Source organism: Herpetosiphon sp. NSE202 (assembly GCF_042688385.1).
In the GTDB taxonomy this organism is placed as follows: Bacteria; Chloroflexota; Chloroflexia; order Chloroflexales; family Herpetosiphonaceae; genus Herpetosiphon.
Map to the genome: position 1 here is coordinate 130,952 of NZ_JBHUPY010000001.1, position 13,089 is coordinate 144,040.

The 13,089-nt window shown below is 51.1% G+C and carries 11 protein-coding genes, 1 tRNA gene and 1 other RNA gene; 3 read left to right on the forward strand and 10 right to left on the reverse strand.

Annotated elements, in window-relative coordinates:
• Positions 1–68 precede the first annotated feature (68 nt).
• The 9 genes from ACFMKP_RS00530 to ACFMKP_RS00570 are packed head-to-tail and all read right to left on the reverse strand — an operon-like array spanning position 69 to position 10,486.
• A complete protein-coding gene (locus ACFMKP_RS00530) occupies positions 69–1,208 on the reverse strand; it encodes a glycosyltransferase family 4 protein (protein WP_382288064.1) in 1,140 nt (379 codons plus the stop codon).
• On the reverse strand, positions 1,205–2,341 hold the full coding sequence (locus ACFMKP_RS00535; RefSeq protein WP_382288066.1) for a glycosyltransferase: 1,137 nt from the start codon (positions 2,339–2,341) through the stop codon (positions 1,205–1,207). Before ACFMKP_RS00535 ends, ACFMKP_RS00530 begins: the two co-directional genes overlap by 4 nt.
• Position 2,342: 1 nt before the next feature.
• Positions 2,343–3,809, reverse strand: a complete 1,467-nt coding sequence (locus ACFMKP_RS00540) for a lipopolysaccharide biosynthesis protein (protein ID WP_382288068.1) — start codon at positions 3,807–3,809, stop codon at positions 2,343–2,345.
• Complete coding sequence (locus tag ACFMKP_RS00545; protein WP_382288070.1) at positions 3,793–5,298, reverse strand: O-antigen ligase family protein; 1,506 nt, start codon at positions 5,296–5,298, stop codon at positions 3,793–3,795. Before ACFMKP_RS00545 ends, ACFMKP_RS00540 begins: the two co-directional genes overlap by 17 nt.
• 54 nt (positions 5,299–5,352) lie before the next feature.
• A complete protein-coding gene (locus tag ACFMKP_RS00550) occupies positions 5,353–6,456 on the reverse strand; it encodes a YveK family protein (protein ID WP_382288072.1) in 1,104 nt (367 codons plus the stop codon).
• Positions 6,457–6,491: 35 nt separating this feature from the next.
• The gene (locus tag ACFMKP_RS00555; protein ID WP_382288074.1) at positions 6,492–7,625 is read right to left on the reverse strand and encodes a glycosyltransferase family 4 protein; all 1,134 of its coding nucleotides are present in this window, start codon (positions 7,623–7,625) and stop codon (positions 6,492–6,494) included.
• 17 nt (positions 7,626–7,642) lie between these two features.
• On the reverse strand, positions 7,643–8,890 hold the full coding sequence (locus ACFMKP_RS00560) for a glycosyltransferase (protein ID WP_382288076.1): 1,248 nt from the start codon (positions 8,888–8,890) through the stop codon (positions 7,643–7,645).
• The gene (locus tag ACFMKP_RS00565; protein ID WP_054536317.1) at positions 8,890–9,576 is read right to left on the reverse strand and encodes a sugar transferase; all 687 of its coding nucleotides are present in this window, start codon (positions 9,574–9,576) and stop codon (positions 8,890–8,892) included. The genes ACFMKP_RS00560 and ACFMKP_RS00565 overlap by 1 nt, the downstream gene beginning before the upstream one ends.
• A gap of 34 nt (positions 9,577–9,610) precedes the next feature.
• Positions 9,611–10,486: a hypothetical protein gene (locus tag ACFMKP_RS00570; RefSeq protein ID WP_382288078.1), complete on the reverse strand. Its 876-nt coding sequence runs from the start codon at positions 10,484–10,486 to the stop codon at positions 9,611–9,613.
• A 473-nt stretch (positions 10,487–10,959) separates the two neighbouring features.
• On the opposite strand from ACFMKP_RS00570, the gene ffs reads away from it, so the two are divergent.
• Positions 10,960–11,058: signal recognition particle sRNA small type (gene ffs / locus ACFMKP_RS00575), an RNA gene on the forward strand.
• A 50-nt stretch (positions 11,059–11,108) separates the two neighbouring features.
• Here the strand turns inward: ffs and ACFMKP_RS00580 are convergent.
• A complete protein-coding gene (locus ACFMKP_RS00580) occupies positions 11,109–12,185 on the reverse strand; it encodes a sensor histidine kinase (RefSeq protein WP_382288080.1) in 1,077 nt (358 codons plus the stop codon).
• A 245-nt stretch (positions 12,186–12,430) separates the two neighbouring features.
• Between ACFMKP_RS00580 and ACFMKP_RS00585 the strand changes: the two genes are divergently transcribed.
• Both ACFMKP_RS00585 and yhbY read left to right on the forward strand, forming a co-directional pair.
• Positions 12,431–12,506 (forward strand) — tRNA-Gly (locus tag ACFMKP_RS00585).
• A gap of 62 nt (positions 12,507–12,568) precedes the next feature.
• Positions 12,569–12,871, forward strand: coding sequence for a ribosome assembly RNA-binding protein YhbY (gene yhbY, locus ACFMKP_RS00590; RefSeq protein ID WP_110514066.1), 303 nt, complete (start codon positions 12,569–12,571; stop codon positions 12,869–12,871).
• Positions 12,872–13,089 lie beyond the last annotated feature (218 nt).

Genomic DNA, 13,089 nt, shown 5'->3' on the forward strand with positions numbered 1-13,089 from the left:
TAGCCCGATCCCCGATCCCTATGCCCTATGTTCTATGTTCTTACATTTCATCCTTCATCCCTCATCCTTCATACTTTCCGTATGCCTTCGTACAAACTGCGCAAGCGCTTGGCGATAACGCTCAAGGCAAATTCTTGCTGCACCCGTTGGCGCGCTGCTTGGCCCATTCGTTGGCGCGAGCTTTGATCGCCCAAGGCTTGCAACAAGGCTTGTTCCAGCGCTGGCTGATCGTCTGGTGGAATAATCAAGCCATTCTGGCCATCGTCGATTGCATCGCGTGCGCCACCAACATCGGTAATGATAACCGCCAATTCGCTGGCCATGGCTTCAAGCATCGCCACCGAAAAACCCTCGGCAATCGATGGCAGCACAAACACATCAGCTGCTTGCAAATAGGGTGGCACGTTATGCACCGCGCCGCCAAAAATCACCCCAGGGCTGCTTTTGGCTTTGAGCGCTGCTTCCTCTGGCCCTTGCCCCAAAATCAATAAGCTTGCATCGGGATGCTTAGCGCGAATCGCAGGCCAAGCCTCGACCAAATAGCGTACCCGTTTTTCCTCGGAGAGCCGCCCTGCATAGAGCGTGATTGGGCCTTCACTGGGCAAATTCAGTTCGCGGCGGAGCGCAACTTTAGCTTCAGCGCTCACCGGATGATATTTCTCAGGATCAACGCCGTTTGGTACATAGTGTCGCCGTTCGGCTTCAATGCCCAAAATCTGCTCAAATTCCTGATCGATTTCGCGGCTGATGGTAAAGAAGGCATCGGCGGTTTTGGTAATCCGCTCCAACCGACCTTTGCCAAACGGGCGTTGTTGCATGCGCAGTACATCGCCAAGCGGCCCCGAACGATGCGCGGTCACGGCGTAGGGTAGGCCCAAGGCTTGTTTGGCCGCAATCGCCGTCGTTGCTGGCGAAAACATCTCGTGGGCATGGACTAAATTGGGCTTTAAGCGCCAAAGTAAAGGAATTGCCGCCGCAGTGAACACTAAGGCCGCAGTTGGCACTGGCCCAGGAATTGGCAAACGATGCACTGGAACATTCTCAATCATCTCGAAGGGCTTGAAGCCAGCGTAACGGCGGGTTAGCACGCTAATTGCCACACCTTCGGCGGCCAAAAAGGGAGCCAAAGCCGCCAGTTGGCGTTCAGCACCGCCGATGCGCGGAAAATAACCTTGGATGATCATCGCTACGTGCAAGCTATCGTTCATGCGGAAACTGCCTCACGCTGGTCAACGCCCTCGTGGGCGGCGGTATACAACGCTAATAATTGATCGACCCATGCGCTTGGGCTGTGATATTGCTCGATAATCGCTTGCGCCGCCTGTTGCATTTGCTGCATGTGGCTTGGCTCGCTCAACAGTTGATTGATGGCTGCTGCCAGCGCTTGATGATCGTGTGGTGGCACAGTGATGCCTGCTTGTTCGCGCACAACCTGCGGAATATCGCCAACTTTGGTTGCGACAATCGGCAAGCCTGCGGCCATCGCTTCGAGCACCGCAATCGGCAAGCCTTCGTTGGCCGATGAGCTAACAAAGACATCAGCGCTGCGCAACAGCACTGGAATATCATCGCGTGCGCCAAGCAAATTAACGACCGCATGCAATTGATGTTCATCAATCTTGGCCTCGATTTTGGGCCGCTGATCGCCTTCGCCAGCCAAAACCAAGCGCGCTTGGGGGTGTTCAGGATGCACCAAGGCAAAAGCATCGATCAGGGTTGGCAAATCTTTGATCGCAGCAAAGCGCCCGACGTTGATCAACATCGTCAAATCAGCATCGCCCAAAATTGCCTCGCGCGTAGCGTGGCGTTGCTCAGCGCTAATTTCTGGCACGGCAACCACCGCATTATGCACTACATGTAAGTTTCGATTGGGCATAATTGGCTGGTAGGCTTCGTTGGTCGTATAGCCAACCGCAATAATTTGTTGGGCCAAAAAGCGCACAATTTGCGCTTCAAATTGCTGTTGGCGATTGGCAATCGACGGGTCGAAGCCCGCCAAGTGCATGGTTGCCACCACCGGAATATTGGCTAAGCGAGCGGCCAAAATCCCCACCACATTGCCATAGGTCAAATGGGTGTGCACCACACTCACCCGATTGCGCCGCAACCAGCGCGTGAGTTGCCAGATGCGCTTGGGAGCCAGCATTTTGGGTGCAGCAAAACGCACAACTTCAACGCCCAAACTATTTAGCCGTTCAACCAAGTTGCTGCCGCGATCTTCATCCTTGAGGCACACAACGCTGGTTTTGATCCCACGGCGTTGGGCTTCGATGGCGAAGGTAACCAGCAATTGTTGCGCTCCACCACGATAGAGCGAATCGATGACCTGAACAACGTGCATATTATCTCCGTGCCACCGCACCACGCAAGGTTTGGCCTGCTTGGGTCAAAACTTCGCGCTGGCCAAACCATAAAGTTCCACCGTAGGAGCCGATGCCAACCACAACCGCTGCCAAGAGTTGCAACCACGATGGCGTGTTTTGCAACGCCAGCAGGGTCAACATCAAACAAATACTCATCACTGCGCCAGCAACAAAAGCTGGTTGAAAGGCGCTCAAAATCCGCCGAATTGGCATGTTGAGCACTTTGGCGGCGACCACCAAGTTGAGTGTACTGCCCAAAAATGCTACCAAGGCGTGGGTGATGCCGACCGCTTGCAACGATTTGAATTGAGCAGCGGCAAACCACAAGGCTGGAACCAACACCACCAAACGTACAATCGAAAGCTTGGTCAAGATGCTGGTGCGATTTTGCGCTTTATACACATCGCCAACGTTGTAGCCAAGCGAAAGAAACAGGGTATAAATTGCAATCGTGCGCATAATCGGCACGGTTTCAACCCACTTCACGCTCAGCAAGGTCAGCACAAACGGCTCAGCCGCGATTGCAATCCCCAGCGAAAGCGGTACAGTGACCAAGGCCACATAGCGCGAGGCAATAAAAAAGCCTTGTTGTAAGCCCGCCGGATCGTCGCGCAAGCGGCTGTACAAGGGATACAACACATTTGCCAAGGCAATACAAATTTGCATTACCATCAAATCGGGAAAGCGAAAGCCATTGGTATACACGCCCAGCTTTTCATCGCCAAGGTAGCGCCCGACCAGCAAATAATCGGTTTGGGCGAGCATCACCGCCAAGCCATTAACCGCTACAATATTGCTGCCAAAGCCTAACAGCGGCTTGATAACCGCGCGATCAAGTTTCAAGCTAGGCCGCCATGGGTTGACCATCCAATAGGCGATCACCCCACATGCCGAGCCACCCAACTGACCCCAAACCAAACTCCAAGCGCCCATACCTGCCAAGGCACAGCCAATCGAAATTGCGCCTTTGCTGCTGACTTGAATCAAGTCGGGGATAAAACGCTTTTTGAATTGCATCCGTTTGCGCAACAAGGCATCGTGAATATTGCGCAAGGCAAACAACGGGAAGCTCAAGCCCAAGGCCCGAATAATCGGAATCACATCAGGATTATTTTGCAAAAAATAGGTGGCGACGATTGGCGCTGCCAGCCATGTGATGCTGAAAAGGGTCAGCGCAATGCCACAGCCAAGCCAAAACGCGGTATTGGCTGCATCCTCATCAGCCTGATAAATCACCGCCGAGCCAATCCCTAGATCTTGCATCACCTCTAAAAAGGCGATGACGGTCAGGCCCATGCCAACCAAGCCATACTCAGCTTTGGTGACAAAATAGGCCAGAATCACCGTGGTGATAAAGATCAGAATTTTGCCGCCATAGGTGGCGGCATACGACCATAACGTATTGCGAGCAGCGCTCTGTACAATCGTCTCAGGCTGTTTCGCCATTTGGTAGCGCCTCGCGATAGTCTTCGTAAGCTTTGTTGGCAACATTGGGAATTGCATAGGCGATGGCAATCAGAATCCAAAAGAAGCGAGGATAGGAGAGTTGCAGGAAAATCCCCGCAATCATATAGCCCACCAAGCCCGCCTGAAAGCCAAAAATCAAGCCATCAAAATCGCCCATGTTAATTTCGCGGAACTTCTTGCGCGCCTTGTTCATATCGCGGAACAGCACCCACATCATGGCCGCGAAGACCGAAAGCCCAAATAAGCCTTTTTCGGTCAGAATTTCGAGGTACATATTGTGTGGAGCTTGGTCCCAGCGGCTATTATCGAGGCCTAAATCGCGGGCATATTCTTGATAATGATTGCCAAAATTGCCCACGCCCAAGCCAAAAACCGGATTGGCCAAGAACATGCGAATGCCTGCTTGTTGGGCGCTCGAACGCCCCCGGAACGAGGCTTCGTTGCGCACGTCTTCTTGGGCTAAGCCAGGAATCGCCTCGGGAATCGTTTCGAGCCGCGCAATATACGAGGCTGGCAAGGTCGGAATAATTACAATGGCCAAGGCCACAATAATAATCACTGACATCAGCTTTGGTGGCCGCCGAATAAACATCAGCAAGCTGGCAAACGCCAGCGAGAGAAACGCGCCACGGCTGAACGAGAAGAAAATCGAGGCCATACAGACGCTCAATTGCCAGATTGCAAACCAGCGCAATTTCTTATTCTTCTCATTCCACAAGCGATCCATGCCCAGCGGAATCAGCGTGAGCAGCACTTGTGAATAGAAGTTAGGGTCACCGATTGGCCCAGCAATTCGGTAATCATCTTCAACGCCGGAAACGATTTGCATTTTGCCAGCTTTGGCAAAGCCCAAATAATCGTTATCGAAGGTGCCAGTTAATTGCTGCCAGGTAGTGATCGAAGCCATGAAAATGCCCGCAAACAAGAGCGCCCACATCGAACGATGCAGCATCTTAGGTGAACGCATCATCATCACCACCACCACCACGATAATTGCATCTTTGAAGTAGCTAACTACGCCATTTTTGACCCGTATGACATCATCTGCATACAAAAACGTGGCCACCCCGACCATGCCATAGATAAAAATCCAGACGGCTGGCTTGAGCCAAGGTTCGGGCTTTTGGTTGTAGAGCATCCAGCGCATGAAAATAATTAAAAAGAGCAGCGCTAAAAACGGTTGAGCAGTTGAGGGCGCACCATTACGCACCATCACATCGGAAAAACGGGTGTAGCTCATAAAAACGAGCGCCAACAATCCCCATTCACTGTTGCGCATCGTGACCATTGCGGCGGCAGCTCCGCCAAACAGCAGCACCAATTTCAACGGATTATCGAAAACTGCCAAGGCGGCAGCAACCCCAGCTCCACCAGCGATCGCCAAACATGCAAAGATGACATTCATCCATTTGCTGTTAAAAAAATCTGGTTGGCTGCTTGGCTCTTCTTGTGGTGTGTTGACCAGCATAAATGACCTCGTTGCTGCACGGCATGCAATTCACGCCGTGCAGGTTGGTTTAAGTTAGGCCGGTTGTTCGACGGCAGAGAAGAGCACATTCTTTTCGCCACTGCGATACGAGCGGGTCAAGGCCGATTCGGCTTCTTCGACTAATTGACCATAGGCCATGTTGTTGCGGCGGGTTGCGCCCCCAGCGTAGGGCGTGAGTTTCACCACTACATCGTCAATGCCAGTTTCGACTGGCTGATCAAGCGCGTTCAAAATGCGATCGAGCGTGCGCGTGGCGGCAATTTCCGGCGTTTCAGGCAGCAAAATCGAGAAGGTCGTGTTATCCCAGCGCCCAATAATATCGTTGCCACGTAATTCGTTGCGCAACACATTTTTGGCGTGGCGTAACACCCGCTGCACCACGGGCGCAGGCATGCTATCAATCACATCTTGCATGCCATCGAGATAAACCAAGCCCAACGAGGCAATCGAACTGCGGCCCAATGCTTCTTTAGCTTGTTGATCGAAGTGTCGCCGCGTGAAGGCTGTCGAAACCGCATCGATTGTGCTGCGGCGGCGCAAGGCTTCCAACGGCGTTTTCAATTGGGCTTGCACAATCGCGATGATTGCGCCAACGACTGCGCCCAAAATCAAGGCCAAGGTGGTGTCGCGCACTGGCTTGGGGCTTTGTGGCACCGATGAAGGTAAGGCTGGGTCAAGCACAGTCAGGCTATAGCTCGGGTATTTTTGGTCAACGAAATCGATGGTGCGTTGGGCCAAACTATTGGCTAACAATGCGGTGGTATTGGCATCAGGCCCATCAACATAGACTTCCAAGACATTGGCTTCGGGAACCGTGACCGCATTGTTTTTGTAGCGCACGACTTCGCTTGGCGGCAAATTCAGGCCGCCGCCAGTCTCCTTGAATGGGCTGCCGCTATTAAGAATTTCGGCAATCGTGTTGACGATTGTGCGATTTTGCAAGGTGGTAACGCTATATAATTCTTGGCCGCTATCAACGCGGGCCAAGTTTGGGCTGAGCAATAGCCGCGTGCGCGTGCGATACTCAGGCTCAGTTACATAAGAGCGGGCAAGCGCCAAGGTTGCCCCAGTTAATGCTGCCAGAGCGATCAGCCACCAGCCGCGCCCTAACATTCGAAGATAATGACGAAATTCCATAGCAACAGTTCCTTTGTTGCAGCGCCGACTGCTGGCTAGGCCATGCGCTGCGTTGGTTGAATAGTTGAAAGAATAGCAGCCCGAATGCGATCGCCAACGCGATCCCAAGTAAATTCACGATGCGCGAGTTGGTAGCCAGCTTCACCAAATTCGCGACAGCGTTCGGGGTGATCCAATAAATCACTTAAATAATTGGTTAGGCTATCAACATCGCCAGGTTCAATCAGATAGCCAGTTTGGCCGTGCAATACGCGGTCGGGCAGGCCGCCACTGTTGGCCGAAATAATCGGTAATTTATACATTGCCGCTTCGGTGAAGGCAATTCCCGCTGGCTCGATTCTGCTGGGCATGCAAAAAATCGTCGCCTCACGGAAGTGTTGCACAACCTCTTCACGCGGCACGCGCCCAATAATCCGGCAATTGGGCAAATCAAGCTCTGGCGTACATCCCACGATGGTTAATGTAGCGTCGGGATGCTGGGCTTGGATGCGCTTGAAGGCTTCGGCTACTTCCGGCCCGCCTTTGCGCTCCCATTCTACTCCAACAAATAAGATTCGTTTGGCGGCGTAATCTTTATCGGTTGGTGGGTCTATTTTAACATTAATACCTGTATAGACACACTCGGCTTTTTCAGCAGGATAGTTGTAATCTTCAATGGCTGAATTGCGGGCAAAATTGCTGGCAAAAAAGATTTTGCTTGCATTGCGATAAATCTCAGGTTCAATCGCCGCGCGCCATTCTGCAGAGTATTGAATTTTGCTCGGGTCAAAAAGTTTGTAGCGCCAGTTGGCTCTTAGTGTGTGGTCGGTGTAGATAAAATGCGGCAATCCAGCCACACTGGCATCAAAAAAGGTTTGGGTCTGAAAAGCAAAGGCATAATCACGCGGATTGAAACGCTGCTGCGCTAGCTTTTTAATGCGCTTGCCAATCCAGCGCGTGACAAATAAATGCGGGTTGGGCTGCTTCTTGCCAGCCAAAATCTCGCGGCCATATTCTTTGTAGACGGCGGCCATTGCCAACAGATACATATGTGGATTATGTTTAAGCCAATCTTTAAAATCGAAAACCTCAAGCGTATATTCAGGAAATACGCGCTTGAATTGAGCGATCAGATTGGGATTAATAAACGAAAAATCGCGAATTTTGAGAAAAGCAATTTTCTGGGGCATTCCTGCTGCTCCTACGCTTAGGCATTGCGTTGAATTGGTCGTTGCAAAGCGGGATTCACGGCGAGTAAGGTTTCGGAAAGTTTCTCGACACAGGTTACCAAATTGAAATCGCTTTGCACCAGTTCGCGGCCACGCGCTGCATAGCGGGCTGCTTCTTCTGGGTTATCGCGCACGTAGAGCAGTTGGTCGGCCAACGCAGCGGCGTTGGCAGGTGGCACGAGGTAGCCAGTTTCGTCGGGGCGCACCAGCTCGGGAATGCCCGACATGCGCGAGGCTACAACTGGTAATTCGCAGGCCAAGGCTTCCATCAACGATACAGGAACGCCTTCCATCTTGCCCGCTGGGGTGATGATGCTTGCTTGCACATAGCAATCAGCAGTGGCTAACAGCTCGCGGACTGCGGTTTCTGGCTGTGGGCCAAGCAATTCGACCATGCCAGTTAATTGCTTTTCGGCGATCAATTGCTCAAGCATTGCTTTATCTTCGCCACCGCCAATAATTCGGCAGCGGAAGTTTACGCCACGATCGCGCAAGAAGCTACAGGCCTGAATCAAGAAGGGATGGCCTTTGTAATCTTGTAGGCTGCCTGTGGTCAAAATCTCGAAGCGTTCGCCAGCTGGCTTGGGTTGGGGTTGATAGCGCTCTGGGCGAATGCCACAATGCACAATATGAATCCGATTGCGTACCCATTCGCCTAATTTTTCAACCAAAAACTCGCGGTGGAACTCAGCGATTGCAATAATTGCGCTGGCCCCGCGCGCTTTGGTTGGCAGCATTGCCCGATTCACAAAAATATCGTGGCCATGCACCGTGAACGAATAGGGAATGCCCGTTAGGCGATTGATAATCCACGCCGCAAAGGCTGGATAGGTCGCATAATGGCAATGAATATGCGCAATCTTTTGTGCTTGCATATGCTTGGCGAGGGTGATTGCCTTGGGAATTAATGCCAATTTGCGCACTAATTCGCCTGGGCTGCTGGCACTTTCGGCCACCGTTTTGGCCACGATGCCACCAGTTTTGAGCGGTTGTTTGGCTAAGCGTTGGGCCAAGCTCAGCGCAACATGCGGCGAGATAAACGGTTGCGCTTGAGCCAGCGGAATCCAACGCTTGGCTTCATCGTGGACAACCGCCTGTTCTTGCAGCATCAACGGAAACAGCTTAACATCCCAGCCCAAGCGCTCCATTTCGAGCATTTCACGCAGAATAAACGTTTCCGACAAATGTGGGAAACGTGACATCATGTAAGCAATAGGTTGTGGCACTAATGCGCACCCCGCTGTTTCAACACGGCTGGGATGGTGCGGAACAGAATCTGAATATCGATCCACAAGCAGCGGCGTTCGATATAGGCAATATCCAAAAGCAAGCGATCATGGAATTCGGTGCTGGCGCGACCGAACAATTGCCAAAGCCCAGTCAAACCTGGTTGTACATCGAGGCGTTCGGTTTGCCACAAATCGTAGGTGTGGGCACCAAACGAGGTTGGGCGTGGGCCGACGAGGCTCATCTCGCCTTTGATCACATTCAGCAACTGAGGCAGTTCATCGAGACTGGTTTTGCGCAAAAACTTACCAACCTTGGTGATGCGCGGATCGTTGCTAATTTTGAAATCGGGCCATTGCAGCTCATTGAGGTGCATCAACTGCTTTTTCATTTCCTCGGCGTTGGGCACCATCGTGCGAAATTTATACATACGGAAAGTGCGCCCGCCCTTGCCAGTGCGTTTTTGAGTAAACATGATCGGCCCATTGGGCGAATCAATTTTAATCAAGATGGCACATAAGAGGAAAAATGGCAGCAAAAATGGCATGGCCAGCAATAAAATCAACAAATCCATCGCTCGTTTATTAATCAAATAGATCTTGCGAGCCATTGGTGAGCGATTGGGTTGAACTTGAAACAGCCAGGCATAGGCTGGATTTTCACGATAATTGAGTGAAGAAGCCATGACGGTTCCTTTCTGCACGATGCATTGGTGGCCTTTAAACTTCAGTCTGAATGGTCGAGCGTGTGTCTTGTGGTTTAACCGCTTTGAGCTGGCGCAATGCCCGAGTATCGGCCTCGCGAATCAACTCATCAAATGTTAGGGCATCGTCGGGAAATGATGCAATTCCACACAACACATCTACACCCAGCCTCTCGGACGCAGCAGCCTTGATGCGTTCCGCGAAAGAAACAGAATTGGCGGCATTGGTTTCGGGACTCATCACGATAAATTGGTTTGAGCTTGGTTGCTCAAAAATCATGTCGGTACGGCGCATCACATCGGCAACAACCCGGGTTAAGCTGGTAACAACATAGCGAGTCATCATTGATTTTTGCACTTCTTCGACGCTGCGATGAATCGCCAAGTTGACTGATTGGGGATCGGGCTTGATCACCAAGACACTCATTGGCCGACGGTGACGGCGACTGCGCACCATCTCGGTTTGAATTTCGTCGTTCGAGTCGTTGAGTGGCCGAATTTGACGATTGACTTGGGGCAAGGTGATGTTGATCACTGCCTGTTCGAAATCGTAGAGGTCAATCGCAACTTGGTGGGCAAAGCGCACCCCGACCAACAAAAAGACCAGTTCGGTGAGTGATAAATAAATATCGACCCCAACAAACGAAACACTATTAAAAAATGCCAAGCGAATAATTGCGTAGATCGCACCCCAATAGGTCATGGCTACCAAAAGCCGCCGTTGGCGAAAATAGGGCAGCATCAGCGTGATAATGATGGCTGCTAACCCGAGAATATACACAAATGAACGTAGGTCAATAACATTCTCGCCCTGGAAGTCCAGCCGCTCGATGTTAAAAAACGCAGCAAGATAGAGAACGAGCGCAATAATTGATCGACGCAGGTACTTCATGGTGGCTTACTTTCTGGCTATATGTGCCACACTACACCAAAAAACAACACGTTGCCAAGCTGCCGCCGCTTTGGATTGCAACCGCAATTCACTCCCAAATTGCCTGCTTAGCGCTACTTACAATAGTACGGTGTCTTTGGCTGTGTGCCAACAGAATATTCTAAAGCGTGGGTACTAAATTTTTAATAGTACCTTAGCTTAACCATATCAAGAGAAAGGACTACCTACCAATGGTCGTCTTCTACTTTGGCCTCTGACACTAAAAGTGTCAAGGGTGACTTTTGTCCTAAAAAAATTTTAAGTATCCAATAAAAAAGCGATGCACTTATTCTGGCATCGCTGCATTCTGACACATCGCTATCTTCTAGGACACCACGGTCTGTAGTTGTTCTGGCAATCGCAAGTATACCATGGCAGGTCAAAAGATCAACATTTTTTGACTTTAAGCCGCTTGTAGACTATAATGGCGAACGGGTCGGGTCCTGTGCGGCATATGTTTGCCAACTCCGCCAGGATTGAAAGATAGCAACGGTACGCTTGCCTCTATGGGTGTCACAGCAAGCCTGGCCCACTCGCTCTTTTTGCAATAGCCGTCATACAGTTGTATGGCGGCTGTTGTTTTTTAGGCCACATAGACGTTGATTGGCACTGCCAATTGCACCACTAAACCACCATCAACTCCATCGTAAACATCCAAACAACCATTTATTTCTTGTGCCCGGTAACGTAGCCAGCGCAAGCCATGGCTGCCAGCTTGGATTGGGCCGTTGAGCAAGCCAATTCCATTATCACGCACAATTAAAGAGAGCTGCTGTTCGTCGCCACGTAGGCTAATTTCGACGAGGCTGGCTTTGGCATGGCGCGCCACATTGCTGAGGGTTTCTTCCAAAGCGCGTACGAATAAGGCTTCGAGGGCTGGGCTAACGTGCTGGGGAATGGTTGTGGTTTGGAGCTGTACTTCAATTAACGTCATGGCTCGCCAGCGTTCAATAATTGGTTTAAAGCGCTCGACTAAGCTTGGTTGGCTGGCTTGGGGCTTGATATCATCAATTAATAAGCCCAAATCACGGACACCATGATGTGCCTGATGATACACAGCCTCAACCATCGCCGAGCGCTGCGCATGATCAATAATTGTTCTGATGAGTTCAAAGCGGCGTTGGGCAGTTTGCAGGCTGCTGAGCATGCGCGCAGCAGGTTGATTGCTGGTTTCGAGCGGGCGCGGCTTAATGCTGATCAATAAAATACTTGGTACGCCAAGCACTAGCATACTAAACAACATCGGGTTGGCTTGACCAAGTTTGTTGCTGGTAAACAGCGCCACACTATAGCCCAACCATACTATACCCAAGGTAGTACTGCTGCGGCGCGAAAGTTGGCTCGCCGTCGCCGCCAAAATAAGCCACGTATCAAATAACCATGGGCTATACCAGCTGGTGGCGATTAAGGGCATAACCAGCGCCAGCCCAAATTCTAGCCATTGATCAAGCCATGGCCAGCGAGGTACTGGCCAACGCCCAGCAGAACGCAAATATTGAGCCAGATAGCCAAAGCTCGCGATGGCTAGGCCTAAGCCCAAAAACTGGGTTTGTCGCCAGGCAGTCCAAAGCAGTAGGCATGGCAAAAGGCCTGTACGTAGCGCATACAGGTTGCCGCTGGCCATCAAAAAATGGCGCAGATTGCGAATGAAACGGTTCATGAGGCTTGCCATCGTTGGCATCGTTGCGGTTGAGCAGCAGGCATGATCGACACCTTTCGTTCAAACTAGTGTAGCAGAAAGCCATGCTTGCGACAAGATTTGAACAAACTATCGACAAAGCATGAACAAAAGGTTTTAACCCATTCCAATCGGCTAAAAGATTAGGTGTAGCAGCAGGTTTTGGCTGAGCTTTGGCTAAATTTGCAATTTTCGCAAAGCTGTGTATAATAGCGTCATAACGCGATGCGGGAATAGCTCAGTTGGTAGAGCATCTCCTTGCCAAGGAGAAGGTCGCGAGTTCGAGTCTCGTTTCCCGCTCCACGAATGACTGCTGGTGAAAACCAGCAGTTTTTTCTTGTAAATTAATCACTGAAAGGGCAAGAATGCTCAGCTTAAATAGCAATCAACGCCAATATTTGCGCCGCTTGGCCCACGATTTCAAGCCAATTGTGCAAGTTGGCAAGCAAGGGCTTTCAAGTACGGTGGTGGCCGCTGTCGCCGCTGCACTTGATGCACATGAACTGATCAAAGTGAAATTTGTTGAATTTAAAGAAGAACGCCGCGAATTGACCGATCAATTGGTGGCTGATACCGAGGCTGCATTGGTGGCGTTGGTTGGTAATGTGGCGATTTTGTATCGGCCCAGCCGCATTCAAGATAAACAAGTGATTGTGTTGCCCCGTTAAGTAGTTTGGTTACTTCCCTCACCCCCTAGCCCCCTCTCCCACTGAACGCGGGCGAGGGGGAGCATGCTTGGGACACCAATCAGGCTACACCGATCAAAAGCCCCTCTCCCGTTGGACGGGAGAGGGGTTGGGGTGAGGGGACAATCCACGGTAGCTTCCATATTCAATGATAGGCTAGCAGAATTAAGGCTTTCTGCTATAATACATAATGTTGGGCC